The organism is Polaromonas sp. CG_23.6 (assembly GCF_029892315.1).
GTDB lineage: Bacteria > Pseudomonadota > Gammaproteobacteria > Burkholderiales > Burkholderiaceae_C > Polaromonas.
Window position 1 is genome coordinate 151,176 of sequence record NZ_JARXUY010000002.1, and the last position, 17,694, is coordinate 168,869.

The following is a 17,694-nucleotide window of genomic DNA, read 5'->3' on the forward strand; positions in this document are numbered from 1 at the left end:
GGATGCAAGCGCACGCCGTGTTCAGGCCGCGGTGTGGTTCAAGTGGCAGGCCGACCAATGGTCGGGCGCGACGCCCTCCAGCTGCGGCACTTCTTCGCGGCAGCGCGCCATGGCGTGAGGGCAGCGCGGGTGGAAGGTGCAGCCCGAGGGCGGCGTGAGCGGCGACGGTATTTCACCGATGATGGGCACGAATACACGCTTGCGGCGCTCAATATTGGGCACTTCGGCAATCAGCGCCTGGGTGTAGGGATGGTTGGCCCGGTCGAAAATGTCTTCGGTGGACGCGATCTCGACGATCTTGCCGAGATACATGATGGCCACCCGGTCAGAGATGTGGCGCACCACGCCCAGATCGTGGCTGATGAATAGATATGTCAGGCCATGCTGCGCGCGCAGGTCCATGAACAGGTTGATGACCTGCGCCTGGATCGATACATCGAGCGCCGCGACGGGTTCGTCGCACACCAGAAATTTGGGCGATACCATGAGCGCGCGCGCAATGCCCACGCGCTGGCGCTGGCCACCGGAAAGCTGGTGCGGCAGACGGTCGCGATACTCGGCGGCCAAGCCCACCTCGGCCAGTGCCTGGTCGATGCACACCGGAATGTCGGCCGCGGGCGCGAGCCGGTGCACATAAAGCGCCTCGCCCAGAATCTGGTGCAACCGCTGGCGCGGATTCAGCGAGGCTTGTGGGTCCTGGAACACCATCTGCACGCCTAGCGTGTAGGCCAGCTTGTCCTTGCGGTTCAGCTTCTCAACGGGCGTTCCCTGGTATAGCAGCTCGCCTTCGGTCTGGCGGTGCAGGCCAGCCACCACGCGGCCCAGCGTGGATTTTCCACAGCCCGATTCGCCCACCAGGCCGAGCACTTCCCCCGGCTGAATGGCCAGGCTGACGCCGTTGACGGCGTACACGGTGCGCGGCTCGGGCGCTTTACCGGCCAATTGCAAGGCGCGCTGGATCAGGTCCTGCTTTTTGATAAAGCGCTTGTGCACATTGCGCAGTTCGATGACGGGTGGCGTGAAATGGCTCATGCGGTGGGACTCAGTGCAACGAGGGGCGCAAAGCAGCGGTAGGTGCGCTGGTTTACCGTGGTGAGTTCGGGCTCGCTGGTGGCGCATTGCGCCAGAGCGTGGGTGCAGCGCGGCTGGAACGCGCAGCCGCTCGGACGGTTGCTGAGCGAGGGCGCCATGCCGCTGATCTGCCGCAGGCGTTGGCCCGGCTGGATGGCGCCGGGCAGCGAGTCGAGCAAGCCCCGGGTGTATGGGTGCGCGGGGGCATCTAGCACCTCGGAGACGGGGCCCGACTCCACGATCTTGCCCGCGTACATCACTGCCACCTGGTCGGCCAGTTCGGCGATCACGCCCAGGTCGTGGGTGATCCAGACCAGCGACGTACCATGCGTGCGGCAGATTTCCTGCATACGGAACAGGATCTGGCCCTGAATGGTCACATCAAGCGCAGTCGTGGGTTCGTCGCAGATGATCAGCTCGGGCTGGTTGAGCATGGCGATGGCAATCGCCACACGCTGGCGCATGCCGCCCGAAAACTCATGAGGATAGCTGCGCAGGCGTGTTTCGGGTGACGGAATGCCCACCATCTCCAGCGCCTCGCAGCAGCGCTTGAGCGCCTGGGCGCGTGGCACGCTGGCATGCGTCTGGATGGCTTCGAGCATCTGCTCCTCGATGCGCAGCACCGGATTGAGCGTCATCAGCGGGTCCTGAAAAATCATGGCGATGCGGTTGCCACGCAGTTGGCGCATCTGCTCTTCGTTTAGGTCGCGCAGGTTCTGGCCTTTAAAAAGTACCTCGCCGGCGATGACTTCACCAGGCGGATCGATCAGGCCAAAGATGGAAAAGCCGGTGACCGATTTTCCTGAGCCGGATTCGCCGACCAGGCCGACGATTTCTCCGGGCTGGATGGATAAATCCACGCCACTGACGGCAGGCCAGGCGCCTTCTTCGGCATGAAAGACGGTGTGCAGGCCACGCACTTCAAGCAAAGGTTGGGTGGTCATGAGTTCCTCGGGTCGAGCGCTGCGCGCAGGCGGTCGGCAATCACGTTGATCGTCAGGATAAGCAGTACTAATGCCAGGCCAGGGAACATGCTGATCCAATAATCGCCCGACAGCAGGTACTGAAAGCCGGTGGCAATCAACAGGCCCAGCGAGGGCTCGGTGATGGGCACTCCCACGCCAAGGAAAGAAAGCGTGGCTTCGAGCACGATGGCGTTGGCGACCTGGATGGTGGCGAATACCATCACGGGACCCATGCAGTTGGGTAGCAGGTGGCGCAGCATGATGCGCCATGCCGGGAAGCCCAGGTTTAGCGCCGCCTCGATGTATTCCTTGCGGCGCTCTTGCAGAGCGCGACTGCGCATGATTCGTGCGTAATGTGCCCATTGCACGACCACGATGGCGATCACCACCTTGTCCACGCCCCGACCCAGCATGGCCAGTAGTACCAGCGCCACAAGGATGGTGGGAAAGCCGAGTATGAAGTCAACCAGGCGCATCAACAGCGTGTCGATGAGGCCTCCGGCATATGCGGCCACCAGTCCTACCAAGCTGCCGATCATGGTGGCCAGCGCCACGGCGCTCAGGCCGACGGTCAGGCTGATGCGCAGCCCGTAAAGGATGGCACTGAGCATGTCGCGGCCCTGGCTGTCGGTACCCAGCCAGTAGCGAAAACCGTCCGGGCTGGCAGAGCCCGGCGGCAGTCGGCCGTCCATCAGGTCGAGCGCTGCCAGGTCATAGGGGTTTTGAGGCGCAAAAAAGGGCGCCAGCAGCACGATGGCCAGCAGCAACACAAGCGCAATCATCGAACCTTTCACGCTCGGGTGGCTGCGCAGCTGCTTGAGAATGACACGCCTGCGGGGCGTATCTGTCAGCGGTGCTGTCGTGGGGGCTGTCAGTGGCAGGTTGGCAGTGGATGGGTATTCTGGAATTTGCATATAACGCTTGTGTCCGCTCTTTATTCGGACACTTGAAGCTGCACACGCGGGTCAAGCGCGGCGTACAGCATGTCCACCAGCATGTTGATCATCACAAAAATGAAGGTCACCAGCATCACATAGGCCACCACCACCGGACGGTCCAGTTGGTAGATGCTGTCAATTAGCAGCTTGCCCATGCCGGGCCAGGCGAACACTGTTTCGGTAATGGTGGAATAGGCAATCAGTGATCCGAACTCCATACCGATCACGGTAATTACCGGGATGAGGATGTTGCGCAGAATATGCCGAGTGAGGATACGCCGGGGGCGGATGCCCTTGGCACGCGCAAACTTCACGTACTCTTGGGTCTTGGCATCCACCACGCCCGTGGCCGTCAGGCGCAGCACCAACGCGATGTTGGCCAGCGACAGGTTGACGGCAGGGAGTATCACGTGGGACCAGCCATCGGCAGTCAGAAGCGAAAGCGGCACGCCCAACACCGAGACCGTGTCACCCCGGCCGGCGGCCGGCAGCCATTGCAGCCACACGGCAAAGCACAGGATCAGCACCATTCCCTGCCAGAAGTTGGGCAGTGAGAATCCCAGCACCGAACCTGCCATTAGCCCGCGTCCCGTCGGTTTGTCGCTTTTCAGGCCGGCAATCAGCCCGAGTGGGATGCCGATGATGATGGTCAGCGAGATGGCAACAAACACCAACTCCAGCGTTGCCGGGATGCGCTGCACGATAAGTTCGATGGCGGGAATGCCGTGCACGAACGAAGTTCCCAGGTCGCCGTGCAGCGCGCGGGTGAGGAACCCTGTGTACTGCAGCCACACGGGCAGGTCCAGGCCCAGTCGCTGGATCATGGCCTGGCGGTCGGCTTCGCTCGCCTCGGCACTCACCAGCAGTTCGATGGGGTCACCAACGGCATACACGGCAAAGAAAACGACCAACGAGACGGCCAGCAAAACGAACAGGCTCTGTGCAAGCCTTCGCAAAATGAAGACGAGCACTTAGGCGTCCCCTTGAAAATAGATGAAACCCACGCCAACGCGGCGCTCTTGGTGAATCGCCTCGGCTCTGAACGGCGGGGTACTTGCAGTCATTGCAGTAAACATGGGTACAGATGCCAGCCAGAGGTGTCTCAGGAAAATCCAGGTTGCCAGTGCAAAAGGGGGTGCTATCAAGACACCCCGTTTTTGTTGTGTCACCAGGTCATTTCTTGATTTTTACGGACGTGGCCAGTGTGTACTGGTCGCGACGACCTTCGTAGGTCAGGCCCTTGCGGAAGGCCCAAATACTGCTTTCAAAGTGCAGCGGGATCAGCGGCACGTTATCCAGAGCGATCTGTGTGGCTTCTTCCAGGCCCTTCTTGCGCTTGGCGGCGTCAACCGTGTTGGCTGCAGGAAGGTACACCTTGTCGAACTCTGGGCTAGAGAACCCACCGTAGTTGCTGGTGCCCAGGCCCTTGGGCGAGTCGAGCGTGGCTACCCACAATTGAAACAGTGCTGACGCTTCGCCGCTTTCCGATGGCCAGCCGCCCATGGACAGGCTGAACTCACGCTTGGCACGCTTGGGAAAGTAGATCGAGGCCGTCATCGCATCCACATTGGTCTTAATGCCGATACGAGTTAAGTACTGCGCCACTGCCTGGGCAACCTGGCTGTCATTCACGTAACGGTCGTTGGTAGAGGACAGCGTCAGCTCAAAGCCATTGGGGTAACCGGCATCAGCCAGCAGCTTCTTGGCAGCCACGGGGTCGTACTTTATATCGGGTTCCTTAGGCAAAGCGCCGAACATGCCGCCTGGCATGTATTGGGAGGCGGGCGTAGCCACGCCGTCCATGATGCGCTGAACGATGGCCTTGCGGTCAATGGCCATGTTCATGGCCTGACGTACACGCAAGTCCTGCAATGGGTTCTTGTCGTCGGGGCTCTTCACGAACGGGCTGGGATTGCGACCGATATCGGGCTGCAAAAACACCAGGCGCGTTGAAGGTGTGGCCACAAAGCCGAACTTGTCGCTTTCCTTCACACGCGTCAGGTCGCGCGCGGCCGGGTTTTCGATCACGTCATAGTCGCCCGACAAAAGACCGGTGAGGCGCGGACCGGCGCTGGCCACGGGCACCATCTTCACGGTCTTCCAATGGGGTTTGGCGCCCCAGTAACCTTCATTGCGCTCAAGTTGGATGCCGGTCCCCTTTACATAAGACTTGAGCAGGAAAGGCCCAGTTCCAATCGCCATCTTGCCGGTGTTGAAGTCGGTGACCGTAGGCCATGGACCGGTGACGCCGCAGCCCGTCTTGGGGGCAAATTGCAGCTTGCCGTGCGGAACAATTCCGCTCCAAATAATCGGAAGATTGCGCGCCATTTCGGCAGGCATTAGCGGCAGCGGTTCGGATGTCTTGATGATGACGGTCAGATCGTCCGGCGTCTTCACCTCAGTGATACGCTTGGTCGTGTCCATGTACGACTGCGACACGTTGGTTTCGTTGTTGAGCGTGCGGCAGATGGTGAAGAGCACGTCTTTTGCGGTGAAGGGCGAGCCGTTGGAGAACTTCACCCCCGGGCGCAACTTGAACTCCCATGTCAGATCATCCAGATTCTTCCAGGACGTCGCCAGCGCGGGTACCAACTCCATGTTGGCATTGCGCCCCACCAGCGAGTTATAAACATGCGCCGAAAACGCATCGTTGGCCGTCATCTTGTGGTAATGCGGATCAGCCGCGGTCGGCTCTGCAGCCAAGGCAATGGTGAGTGACTGCGCCTGCGCTACACCTGCCAAACCAACCGACATTGCTACGCCGCCAGCTAAGGCGAATACGGTCTTTTGAATTCCCATAATCATTTCAGATTTCATTTTTAAAAAATATTAGATAAACGCCTCAGGCGCAGAATTAGTGGACTTGAGCCCTAGAACCAAGGCCCAGAGCCTGGCTCGATGGCATTGAACATAAACGACAATCTAAGCCGTGCTTGTTGTCGCCGATGCCAATTTGACTAGGTCAGGATGCGGCTTCCGCATGCCCGGCACGAAAAGGGAAAACAGTGCATTTTGGCTTGATTTATTTTCTAGTTGACTGAAATTCCCCAAATTAAAAGGTGCGTTTTTGATCGGTTTGGCGCCGTGGTGAGACCTTCAATTTTCGGTAAGTTGATCACGCAAAAAAAGTTTCTGTCGATCCGGGAATCCTTGCTGATGTCGCGGCCAGAAAATGGACGGAGTTGATTTGATCGCCAACTTCCCTCGCTGAGCAGGTGCCGCCGACCCAACATCGTGAGCTGGGGGTCAATGGGGAGAGGTCAGGTGAATAAGCTCATCCGGCGTGGGGTACTCACGCCTGCTCAGCGATGCTCTATCGCCCTTTATCAAAGCATTTCATCCCTTTTTGGCAGGCTGCCAGCAGCTGCCTGAAGCACCCAAGGCGTTGCCAAGACTGCGAGCAGGCGGATCAGCATAATTTCTTGCGGCTGCCACTTCGAGCGTATGCCCAACACGTTGAAGGTCGCGATGCAGCGGCCTTCGACCAGCAGCGGGACGTTGATGACCGAATGCAGTCCCAGCGATCCGATTAACGCATGGTCGTCGAATACTTCCGCCAAAATCGCGTCACCTTCGCCCACAAAGACCTCGCAGCGCCGCAGCAGCTGCCGCACCCAGGGAGTTATGGCCTTACGCTTGCGTCCGGCCACAGGATAGACCTCTGGCCTGGAGGACCACAGCCGCTCCAACTCTACCGCTTCGTTGCCGATGCGCTTTGGTGTGACGTTGAGGTTAACTGTGAGCAGTCCATCACCGAGCAGCCTTTGGCGCACCTGCTCAAGGATTCGCAGCGCCGCGTCCGGGCTGCAGGCGCGCGGCAAGTCGTCACATAGCGCCGCGCAGGCAGCAGCCGGCAGTTGCAAAGCCTCAGTCATTTTTGATACCGAGTTCGCGAATTATCTTATCGTAGCGGTCGGCATCGCGACGCAGCACGATCGCGAACTCCTGTGGAGTGCCTCGCACTATCTCGACGCCGATCGCATCCATGCGGGCGCGGATGTCCGGATTGGACAATGCCTTGTTGATCTCGGTGTTCAACTTGACCACCAGATCTTTGGGCATGCCGGCAGGCCCGAAGACGCCATACCAGACACCGAGTTCGTAGCCCGGCAGCGTTTCGCCCACGGTCGGCACATCAGTCAACAGGGCGGAGCGCTTTGCCTCGGTCACGCCCAGCAGGCGCAGCTTACCGGCCTTGACGTGCGGCAGGGTCTGCGTACCGGCGGAGAACAACAGCTGGGTCTGACCACCGACGGTGTCGAGCACGGCAGGCGCACCGCCCTTGTAGGGCACATGCAGCATCTCGATGCCTGCGGCCTTTTCGAAAAGCACTGCGCTCAGGTGATTGGTCGAGCCGGCACCGGCCGAGGCGTAGGCCAGCTTACCGGGGTTGGCCTTGGCGTAGGTGATCAGTTCCCTGACGTTTTTTACCGGCACCAACGGGTTGATCACCAGGGTGTTGACCACGTTGGCAATCTGTGCGATCGGCGTGAAGTCGTCCACACCCCGAAACGGCATGTTGGGCATCAGCGCCGGGTTCATCGCGTGGGTGCTCATGGATCCGACCAGCAGCGTGTAGCCGTCCGGCTTGGCCTTGGCAACGACGTTTGAGCCGATGTTGCCCGAGGCACCGGCGCGGTTGTCAACAATGACCGGCTGGCCAAGAGACTTGCTCAGCTGTTCGCTCAGTGACCGCGCCAGGATGTCGGTGGATCCTCCGGCAGCCCAGGGCACGATCAGTGTGATTGTGTTTTCAGGCCAGGCCGCGCTGGCTAGTTGGGCAAAGCCGTACAGCGCTGCAATAGTCAGGATTCGTCGAGTACGGGAAAACATGGCAATCACTCCTTCAGAAAATGGATGGAAATTCACTTACATGGCTTGGCTTCAACGACCCACGGCATAGCCCTGCATGCCACGCGGGTTGGCGGCCGCGCGCAGCACCAGCCGCCCCTGCGGGTCGCGGTCGCGGCTACAGGCTGACATACGGCCCTCAGACCAAGGGTCGCCGACCCGTACGTTATGACCTGCGGCGCGTAGTTCGTTGATCACTGCGGGTCCGAAGCGCGACTCAATCGACAGCCTGTTCAGGATGGTCTGTCTCGGCCAAAAGGAAGAGGGGAAATGGTCTACATGCCAGGCAGGCGCATCAATCGCTTCCTGCAGGTTCATGCCGTGCACCGCGTGGCGCAAAAAGAACGCGGAGGACCACTGGTCCTGCTGGTCTCCGCCGGGGGTGCCGAACACCATGTAGGGCTCACCGTCGCGCAACGCCAGCGAGGGCGAGAGTGTGGTGCAGGGCGGCACGCCCGGGGTGACGGTATTGGGCAGGCCATCGTCCAGCCAGGTCATCTGCAGCCGCGTGTTGATCGAAAAACCCAGCGCAGGAATCGCCGGACTTGACGATAGCCAGCCACCGGAAGGCGTGGCAGCGACCATGTTGCCGTGCCGGTCGATCACATCAATATGGCAAGTGTCGCCGACAAACAGCTCGCGCTCCAGCCACTCGGACACTGGCGGTAATGCCGCGAAGGTCGGCTCGCCGATGCCAAATCGGGTGTCGGCAGTGAGCAGGGTGCGGCGGCCAACATCGAGGTCCGGCAGGCGCGGCAGGTGGCCGCCGGGGGCGCCGGGCTGCAATTGCTGCGCGGCGCGCTCGCAGACACCCTGCCAGCGCTGCCGCAGGTAGTCGTCTGATAGCAGTGCCAACTGGTCAGCGCGCGAGGCACCGGGCGCGGCGCCGTACCAGGCCAGCCGGTCAGCCAGCGCCAGTTTGGCGGCCTCGGCGATGCGGTGCACAAACCCAGCGCTTTCCGGCGCGTGCTGCTCAAGTCCAGCGTGGCGCAACATGCCGACCTGCTGCAAAAATGCCGGCCCCTGGCTCCAGAAACCACACTTTGCCAAGGTGTATTGGCCAAAGTCCAGCGTCAGCGGCACCTCCACGGCCGGTGTCCAGCGTTCAAGGTCCTCGAAGCGCAATAGGCCGGCGTGTCGCTCACCTGTGCCGTCCTCAACTTTTTCGGTGCGGTAATAGTGATCAATCTCTTTTGCTACAAAGCCCTGGTACCAGGTCTGGATGGCGGCGTCTATCACTGCACTCCGTGTTTGTGCCAGGCCCTCGGCGGTGCGGATAATGCGTTCATAAGTCGCCGCGAGGGCAGGCAGGCGAAACAGCGCGCCCGGAGCCGGCACGTGTCCGCCGGGCAGCCAGACCTCAGCTGAAGAGATCCATTGTTGGCGGAACAGGTCCTGCACCGCCAAAATGGCCTGCACCGCGCGCGGGATTAACGGAAACCCGTCGCGTGCATAGGCCAGAGCTGGGGCCAGCACCTCGGCCAGCGACCAGGTTCCGTGATCGCGCAGCATGACCAGCCAAGCGGCAAAGGCCCCTGGCACGGTGGCAGGCAGCAGCCCGATCCCGGGCACCTGTTCCATACCAAGTCCGCGAAAAGCGGGGGCCGTCGCTGCCGCTGGAGCTGGCCCTTGACCGCAGATTGACAGCATGCGTCGCTCGCGCTCGCTCCACATCAGGATGGGGGCTTCGCCGCCCGGGCCGTTGAGGTGCGGCTCGACCACCTGCAGGACAAAGCCGCCGGCCACAGCGGCGTCGAAAGCGTTTCCGCCGCGTTCCAGCACCCCCATGGCAGTCTGCGAGGCCAGCCAATGGGTTGACGCGACAACCCCAAAGGTACCGGTGATTTCGGGTCGGGTAGTGAAAGAACTCATGCGTGTTTTGGTAATAAATTTAGTTCAGTTTAAAAGTAAGAAATAGAATTAGGTACATATTTTGTTATGGTTGCATACTTAAAATTCTATGCAATAGTTGCACTATGGTTTCCTCCTCCGATCCGCTTGCCCACCGTCTGGAAACCCGCCTCAAGATGCGGCATTACGCACTGCTGGTGGAACTGGACCGGCACCGCTCCATCACCCGCGTGGCCGAGCAGCTCGCCTTGACGCAGCCTACAGTCACGCGGGCGCTGGCTGATATCGAATATATTTTCATGACGCCCCTGTTCATTCGCCAGCGGCGCGGCCTGGAACCCACGCCCGCTGGCGTTGTCGTGTTGGAACGCGCTCGGCTGGCCATGGCGGACATCGCAACGCTGCAGCAAGAACTGCAGGTGGTTGGCGCCGGGCGTCAGGGTCGGCTGCGCATCGGCGTCATTCCCTATGTTTTGACGCAGGCACTGGACGCAGCTTGGACCCACCTCTTCGCTTTGCGGCCCCGGCTTGCCTTACTGGCGCATGAGGACACCACCCATAACCTTATTCAAGCAGTGCGAAGTCGAACGCTGGACTGTGCCATCTGCCGCTTCTCGCACGACAGCAACGACGGCGATCTGGTGCAGCAGCTGCTATACAAGCAGCAGGCCTGTCTGGTGGTGGCGCAATCCTGTGCCGGCCGGCTCGCGAAACAGGCCACGCTGAACATTGCCGAGCTTTCCGGGATGGACTGGATTTTCCCGCCACCCGACACGCCGATCCGGCAAGTGATCCACGGCATTTTTACGGCGGCCGGTCAGACAGTGCCAGTCCCTCTGCTTGAGGCCTACGCGCCGCACACCATTGCGTCGGCCCTGCAACAGTTGCCGCGCGGCATCACAGTGCTGCCGCACGACATTGCGCGAGCAGTGGCCAGCATCAGCGGCGCAAAGGTGTTGCAGCAGCCCCTGCACTGGAGCCTGCCGCCCGTCGGCTTGGCGTGGCTGCGCGATTCACCCAAAGCAGCTGTGATCGCCGCGCTGGCGGCTGCGGTGCGTCAGCCAGTTGTCGCCCCGAGCGATTTGACCAAGGCCGCCGAAAATCAGTGACCGCTCTGTAAATCACGAATATCCAGGGTATTGCAAGATGCCGGGCAGATGTCGCTGGTTAAATTGTCGTCGGCGACAACAGTTCGATGACCGGTTTAGATCGACCAGTTCAGAAACCTCTACAGCCGCAGTCAGTCTGAAGGAGACTGGCGGCAGGCTCAAGAAGAGGCGCCCCCCGTTATCTAGTTGCCACAGCAGCCAGATAAATTTTGGGCTGTAGTCGACTTGCCATTTTTATGCCTGACTCGGATCTATTGGGTCATGCCAACGCAATTACTTATCTTTGGCGCTATCTTTTTGTAAAGTTATTTTTTAAATGTTTGATATACGCGCTGCCGTCATTGCCAACGGTATGCACGGAAATGCACACAGGATGTTTGCAACTTCACTAAATTAAACGATGGCTGACGCTGTCGTCGACTTCAAATTTTGAAACACGGTTTAGATATCTCATCCCATGGATTTGATGGTATGGCTAGCATTTTGTTTAGTGTGCCAGCTCAAATTACCTTTTGGAAAGAACGCCTGTCCCTTGTTCTTCACTGTCCCTGGTGTGTTGGGGGGTGCGGCGGAAATCTTGGACTACTTGGAGGTAGTTCATTTATTCATACGAAGACCGCATTCGAGCCGTCAAGCTCTATATAAAACTCGGCAAACGCACTGGCACGACCATTCGCAAGCTGGGGTACCCGATCAAGAACGCTCTGAAGAGCTGGCATCAAGAGTATGAACAAGGCCGAGATTTGCCAGTGGGCTATGCGCGTTCGAAGCCGAAGTATTCAGACGAACAGAAGAAAGTGGCCGCCCAGCACTACCTAGACCATGATCGCTGCCTGGCTGGAACCCTGAAGGCTATGGGATACCCGTGCCGCGAAACGCTCGTAACCTGGGTCGATGAGTTGCATCCCGAAACGAGGAAACGCATTGTCGGCAAAGCGCGCAGCGCCCTCAAGCGCTAAAGCAGGCAGCCGTCATCGAGCTGTGCACCCGGCAGACAAGTGCGCAAGCCATTGCACATAAGCTGGCCATGAGCAGGGGCGTGCTGTACAAATGGAAAAACCAACTCATGGGTCTTGAGACTCCCGCATCCATGAAACCCAACAACGATTTACCGCCAGATCCTGAACGCTCGAGCTCGAGCGGCAAGTCCAATCGCTTCAACGCGGCATTCGGAAATTACAGCTTGAACACAACCATCCACTGAGGATGAAATAATTTCCTCCGTTATCCATAACTCAGCTTGGTTTAGCAAACGACCGCTACAGGGTTGATCCTTAGTGAAAATGATCGATAATTTCATTATCATTGATCAAATTGTAAATTTATAGTCATTTATATGACTGTGTTCCACACTAAAGATGAAATTTTCTACCGGTAACCCATCTATGGCGCAACGCATTGCGCGGGTCTTGCCCGAACTAAGCCGCTCCCATCGTCAGATGGCCGACTATGTGCTGGATCATCCACTCAAGGCAGCTACTATGCCGATCGATGAGCTGGCGGCCACAGTTGGCGTTTCGGTGGCGACTGCAAACCGCTTTGCACGAGCCTTGGAATTTGAGGGGTATTCCCAGTTCCGCGCAGCACTGGTGTTGGGTTTTGAGGCCACGCTGGCACCGGTCGAAAAGCTGCGCAGCCAACTCGAACACCCCACTACAGTGGCCGATGTGTTTGCCAACGCATTGCAAGAAAGCCAGCGTAATGTAGAAATGACACGACAAGCCCTTGATGCCAAGAGTTGTGAACAGGCGGTAGAGGTCATACTGAACGCGCAGCGCATTTATATCATTGGCTTTGGAGCCAGCAGCTGGTTGGGCGGGCTGCTGCAGCGCAATCTTGACCTCTACTGCAACAACGTTCAACTGCTGGCCAGCATAGAAAGCTCGTCCTACAGCGCACGTGTGCTGACGCGGCTGCGATCTTCAGACTTGCTGATAGCGATTGCCTTCCCGCGTTATTTTTCTGACACCATCTTGCTGGTTCGACGCGCCCGCGAAGCCGACGTACCGGTGCTGGCACTGACCGACCGTGTCACCTCACCGCTGGCGCCTCTGGCCAGCGTCGCGCTTTACGCACACACCGAAAGCCAGTACTTTGCCAACTCCGAAGCCACAGTGCTGGCCCTGATAGAAGCCTTGTGCAGTGCCGTCGCGTACCGCGCCAAGGACTCACTGAAGGCAGCAACTCAACTGGCCGAGTCGGTGTTGCCCTGGTTGCACGGCGACCATAACGAGCGGCTGCGCGCTACTTTGGATAACGCCACACCCCTACCCCGCAATGCACGGCAGTCCGAAACCCCTAAAAAACCACCAAAGGCTTCCCCGTGACATCGTCCAAACCTCTTCCCCTCATTGCCATTCACGGCGGTGCCGGCACCATGAGCCGGTGCGACATCAGCGCCGAGCAAGAAGCTGCTTACCATGTCGCACTGCAGGATGTTTTGCGGCAGGCTCAACAACTGCTGACTAACGGCGGCAGCGCCCTTGATGCGGTCAGCCTCGCGGTGGATATGCTGGAAGACTGCCCGCTCTTCAACGCGGGCCATGGCGCGGTTTTCACGCACGACGAAACCCATGAGCTGGACGCCTCCATCATGGATGGCGCCACACTGCGCGCCGGTGCGGTGGCTTGCGTTAGCCGCTTGCGCCGTCCCTTGCGCGCTGCTCGCGCCGTGATGGAGCACAGCGAACATGTGCTGTTGGTGGCAGAGGGTGCCGAAGCCTTTGCCTCATCCCTGGGGCTGGAGTTGGTGACACCCGATTACTTTTCGACCGAGGCACGCCGCGTGCAATTGCACCGCGCGTTGGCCAGCAACGCCACCGTGCTGGACCACGACGGCGCGGCGTTGGTGTTTCGCGCTGCGGCCGCCGGCAGCGCCCCGCTGGACGAAAACACCAAATTTGGTACTGTAGGCGCCGTTGCACTCGATGCGCAGGGCAATCTGGCCGCAGCCACCTCCACCGGCGGGATGACCAACAAGCGGCCAGGCCGGGTCGGCGACACGCCGCTGATCGGCGCCGGCACTTACGCGGACAACCGCACGGCAGCGATTTCCTGCACGGGCACCGGCGAAATGTTTATACGCACTGCCACCGCCTATGACATCTGCGCACGCATGGCCTACGCCGGGCAGTCACTGGACATGGCCGCTCAAGAGGTGGTCATGAACGTGCTGCCCACACTAAACGGTCGGGGCGGCCTGATTGCCGTTGATGCCCAAGGCAATCTGAGCCTGCCCTTCAATACCGAAGGCATGTACCGTGGCTGGGCGCGCGTCGGTGAGATCCTGCACACAGCCATCTTTCGCTGAGATCGCTGCGTACCAGCACGCTCTTTGCACATCACACACCTCTTTTCCTCTACAAAGCGCAGCGCAATGCATTCCAACAGGGCCGAAGCCTCTTCACCTAGCGTCTTGGACCTGCCGGAAAATCGGGTTGTTTCGGTCAACGACCTGTCGGTTCGCTTCAGTACCTCTGAACGCACCGTCGATGCGGTTCGCAATCTCTCCTTTCATGTCGATCGCCGCGAGGTGCTGGCCATCGTGGGCGAGTCCGGCTCCGGGAAATCAGTCACCTCTTTGGCGCTGATGCGTCTGGTTGAGCATGGTGGCGGCCGCATCATCAACGGCAGCATGGCATTTCGGCGTCGAAATGGTGAAGTGCTGGATCTGACGCAGGCGCGCGAGCAAGCTATGCGCGGCATTCGCGGCGCCGATATTGCAATGATTTTTCAGGAGCCCATGACATCGCTCAATCCGGTGTTCACCGCCGGCGACCAGATTGCCGAATCAATCCAGGTTCATCAAGGCAAGAGCGCCGCCGCTGCTCGCGCCGAGGCTTTGCGCATGCTCGAGTTGGTGCGTATTCCCGAAGCCCGCAACGTGTTGGACCGCTACCCGCACCAGCTCTCGGGCGGTATGCGACAACGGGTCATGATTGCCATGGCGCTGTCGTGCAAACCTTCACTGCTGATTGCCGATGAACCAACAACCGCGCTGGACGTGACCATCCAGGCACAAATCCTGCAGCTGATTCGCGAATTGCAAGAAGAAATGCATATGGGCGTGGTCTTCATCACCCACGACATGGGCGTGGTGGCCGAGGTGGCCGACCGGGTGCTGGTCATGTACCGCGGCAACAAGGTCGAAGAAGGCGGCGCTGAAGAAGTCTTTGCACGACCCAAACACCCCTACACCCGCGCCCTGCTGTCGGCCGTGCCGCGCCTGGGTGCCATGACTGGCCAGGATCTGCCGCTCAAATTCGAGTTGCTGCGCCGCGAAGATGACACTGCTGCGCGCGAGCCTGTGCAGCCACAGGACACCGTGAAGCAGGACAGCGCACCCATCTTGCAGGTGAAAGACCTGGTGACGCGCTTTGACATCCGCAGCGGCCTGTTCAGCCGCGTGACCCGCCGAGTGCACGCGGTAGAAAAGATCAGCTTCGACTTGCGACCCGGCGAGACGCTGGGACTGGTGGGCGAATCGGGCTGCGGCAAGTCCACCACCGGTCGTTCGCTGCTGCGCCTGGTTGAAAGCCAAAGCGGTGTCATCGAGTTTGGCGGCCAAAACATCCGCGAGATGCCGACCAGCACACTGCAAAGCCTGCGCCGTAACATCCAGTTCATTTTTCAGGATCCGTTTGCCTCGCTGGACCCGCGTCTTACCGTCGGCTTTTCCATCATGGAGCCACTGCTGGTGCACAAGATAGCCAAAGGCAAGGAGGCACAAGCGCGGGTGGACTGGCTGCTCGAAAAAGTCGGCCTGCCCGCTGAGTCCGCCCAACGTTATCCGCACGAATTCTCGGGCGGTCAGCGCCAGCGGATCGCCATTGCGCGTGCGCTGGCGCTCAACCCCAAGGTGGTGATTGCGGACGAATCGGTATCGGCACTGGACGTGACGATTCAGGCCCAGATCGTCAACCTGATGATGGACTTGCAGCGCGATCTGGGCATTGCGTTTTTATTCATCTCGCACGACATGGCTGTGGTCGAACGCATCAGTCACCGGGTGGCGGTGATGTACTTGGGCCAGATCGTTGAAATCGGCCCACGCCGCGCTATTTTCGAAAATCCGCAACATCCTTACACCCGCATGCTGATGGCTGCTGTTCCAGTGGCCGATCCAACCCGGCGCCATCTCAAGCACGAACTGTTGACCGGTGATATTCCAAGCCCGATACGCGCGGCGGGTGACGAACCAGTGGTGCCACCGCTTGTTGAAGTGAGTCCTGGCCATTTCGTGGCGCAGCACCGCATCGCCGGTGTGTATTGAGCTTCTGGCCGGGTACAACACCAGGCTGTTTCTCTTAGTTCTTGTGTCTGCTGTTTAACCTGAATCAGGAGTTTTTGATGACAAAACGTGAAAAATCATATCGCCATCGCGCGATTGCCGGCAGCGTGGTTGCCGTGCTGACGCTGGCCGCTGCAGGCTCTGCACTGGCGGCCAAAGACGCTGTGCTGGCCATCGGTGGCCAGCCCGAAACACTAGACCCGTACAACACCAACACGACGCTCACCACGGCGGTCACCAAATCCTTTTATCAGGGTCTGTATGAGTTTGACAAGGATCTGAAAATTCAGCCCGTGCTGGCTGAGAGCTTCACTGTGTCCAAGGACGGCTTGGTCTACACCTTCAAGCTGCGAGCAGGTGTGAAGTTCCATGATGGCACCGACTTCAATGCCGAAGCTGTCAAGGTCACACTGGACCGCGTGACCAATCTGGACAACAAACTTGCCCGCATCAACCAGTTCAACCGGATTGACAAAGTTGAAGTCGAGTCGCCGCTGAGCGTTCGCATCACGCTCAAAGAGCCATTCGCGCCCTTCCTCAATTCATTGGCGCACGCCTCGGCAGCCATGATTTCGCCGGCTGCGCTGAAAAAGTACGGCAATAAAGACATCGCTTTTAACCCTGTCGGCACTGGCCCCTTCACCTTCGTCGAGTGGAAGCAGACGGATTACGTCAAAGGCAAAAAGTTTGACGGCTACTGGAAAAAGGGTTATCCCAAGGTGGACACCATCACCTGGAAACCGGTGCTGGAAAACAGCACGCGCGCGGCCATGCTGCAAACCGGCGAGGCCGACTTTGCCTTCCCACTGCCTTACGAACAGGCTGACGCCTTGAAGAAAAATTCGAATCTCAACCTGGTCGCGAGTCCGTCCATCGTCACGCGCTACATCAGCTTCAACATGCTCCAAAAGCCATTTGACAACTTAAAGGTGCGTCAGGCGATCAATTACGCTATTAACAAGGAAGCGTTGGTCAAAGTTGCCTTTAATGGCTATGCATTCCCAGCGGAGGGCGTCGTGCCACAAGGGGTGAAGTACGCCCACAAGATGGCCCCGTGGCCGTATGATCCGAAGAAGTCGCGCGAACTGCTGAAAGAAGCAGGCTATGCCAACGGCTTTGAGTCCGTTTTATGGGGTGCCTACACCACCACGACCACACAAAAGACCTTGCAGTTTGTGCAGCAGCAGCTGGCGCAAGTCGGTATCAAAATCACCGTGCTGGCACTTGAGCCGGGCCAGCGAACTGATTGGGTTCAGGCCGCACCAGATGCTAAAACCGCGAAAGTGCGCATGTACTACGCCGGCTGGTCAGCATCGACCGGTGAGGCCGACTGGGCGCTGCGCCCACTGCTGGCCACGGAAGCCTGGCCACCCAAGCTGAACAATACGGCTTACTACAGCAATGAAAAAGTCGACGCCGACATCGCCAAAGCATTGACATCGGTGGACGAGGCCGAAAAAACCAAGCTTTATCGCGATGCCCAGGAGCAAATCATGAAGGACGCGCCCTGGGCGCCCCTGGTGACCGAGCAATTGCTGTACGCCACAGCCAAGCGCCTGAAGGGCGTCTATGCGATGCCCGACGCCAGCATCTATTCTGAGGAAATCGAGATCAAGTAA

General features: G+C 59.3%; 13 protein-coding genes and 1 pseudogene. 6 read left to right on the plus strand and 8 right to left on the minus strand.

The annotated features are described in order from the left end of the window. Positions 1 to 21: 21 nt before the first annotated feature. The 8 genes from H4V98_RS20225 to H4V98_RS20260 all read right to left on the minus strand — a co-directional run bounded on the left by H4V98_RS20225 (position 22) and on the right by H4V98_RS20260 (position 9,697). Positions 22 to 1,032, minus strand: a complete 1,011-nt coding sequence (locus tag H4V98_RS20225; RefSeq protein ID WP_196864791.1) for an ABC transporter ATP-binding protein — start codon at positions 1,030 to 1,032, stop codon at positions 22 to 24. Then, the gene (locus tag H4V98_RS20230) at positions 1,029 to 2,015 is read right to left on the minus strand and encodes an ABC transporter ATP-binding protein (protein ID WP_196864790.1); all 987 of its coding nucleotides are present in this window, start codon (positions 2,013 to 2,015) and stop codon (positions 1,029 to 1,031) included. Before H4V98_RS20230 ends, H4V98_RS20225 begins: the two co-directional genes overlap by 4 nt. Further along, a complete protein-coding gene (locus tag H4V98_RS20235) occupies positions 2,012 to 2,950 on the minus strand; it encodes an ABC transporter permease (protein WP_196864789.1) in 939 nt (312 codons plus the stop codon). Before H4V98_RS20235 ends, H4V98_RS20230 begins: the two co-directional genes overlap by 4 nt. 20 nt (positions 2,951 to 2,970) lie before the next feature. Then, on the minus strand, positions 2,971 to 3,945 hold the full coding sequence (locus H4V98_RS20240) for an ABC transporter permease (RefSeq protein WP_196864788.1): 975 nt from the start codon (positions 3,943 to 3,945) through the stop codon (positions 2,971 to 2,973). A gap of 202 nt (positions 3,946 to 4,147) precedes the next feature. After that, positions 4,148 to 5,773: an ABC transporter substrate-binding protein gene (locus H4V98_RS20245; protein WP_196864804.1), complete on the minus strand. Its 1,626-nt coding sequence runs from the start codon at positions 5,771 to 5,773 to the stop codon at positions 4,148 to 4,150. 527 nt (positions 5,774 to 6,300) lie between these two features. Further along, positions 6,301 to 6,837, minus strand: a complete 537-nt coding sequence (locus tag H4V98_RS20250; protein WP_280757917.1) for a GAF domain-containing protein — start codon at positions 6,835 to 6,837, stop codon at positions 6,301 to 6,303. 4 nt (positions 6,838 to 6,841) lie between these two features. Continuing rightward, positions 6,842 to 7,807 carry a tripartite tricarboxylate transporter substrate binding protein gene (locus H4V98_RS20255; protein ID WP_196864786.1) on the minus strand — a complete coding sequence of 322 codons (966 nt, stop codon included), beginning with the start codon at positions 7,805 to 7,807 and terminating at the stop codon, positions 6,842 to 6,844. A gap of 51 nt (positions 7,808 to 7,858) precedes the next feature. Beyond that, complete coding sequence (locus H4V98_RS20260; RefSeq protein WP_196864785.1) at positions 7,859 to 9,697, minus strand: gamma-glutamyltransferase; 1,839 nt, start codon at positions 9,695 to 9,697, stop codon at positions 7,859 to 7,861. Positions 9,698 to 9,801: 104 nt separating this feature from the next. On the opposite strand from H4V98_RS20260, the gene H4V98_RS20265 reads away from it, so the two are divergent. The 6 genes and pseudogenes from H4V98_RS20265 to gsiB all read left to right on the plus strand — a co-directional run bounded on the left by H4V98_RS20265 (position 9,802) and on the right by gsiB (position 17,694). Further along, entirely contained in the window at positions 9,802 to 10,785 is a 984-nt protein-coding gene (locus H4V98_RS20265; RefSeq protein WP_196864784.1) for a LysR family transcriptional regulator, read from the plus strand. A gap of 599 nt (positions 10,786 to 11,384) precedes the next feature. Next, positions 11,385 to 11,979, plus strand: a pseudogene (locus tag H4V98_RS20270) (IS3 family transposase); the annotation flags it as partial. Between the two features lie 191 nt (positions 11,980 to 12,170). Continuing rightward, positions 12,171 to 13,112 (plus strand): MurR/RpiR family transcriptional regulator, encoded by a 942-nt coding sequence (locus H4V98_RS20275; protein ID WP_231374888.1) that lies wholly within the window; start codon positions 12,171 to 12,173, stop codon positions 13,110 to 13,112. A gap of 50 nt (positions 13,113 to 13,162) precedes the next feature. Next, entirely contained in the window at positions 13,163 to 14,095 is a 933-nt protein-coding gene (locus tag H4V98_RS20280; protein ID WP_231374892.1) for an isoaspartyl peptidase/L-asparaginase, read from the plus strand. Positions 14,096 to 14,161: 66 nt separating this feature from the next. Further along, the gene (locus H4V98_RS20285; RefSeq protein ID WP_196864781.1) at positions 14,162 to 16,057 is read left to right on the plus strand and encodes a dipeptide ABC transporter ATP-binding protein; all 1,896 of its coding nucleotides are present in this window, start codon (positions 14,162 to 14,164) and stop codon (positions 16,055 to 16,057) included. Positions 16,058 to 16,134: 77 nt separating this feature from the next. Continuing rightward, positions 16,135 to 17,694, plus strand: coding sequence for a glutathione ABC transporter substrate-binding protein GsiB (gene gsiB / locus H4V98_RS20290; protein WP_196864780.1), 1,560 nt, complete (start codon positions 16,135 to 16,137; stop codon positions 17,692 to 17,694).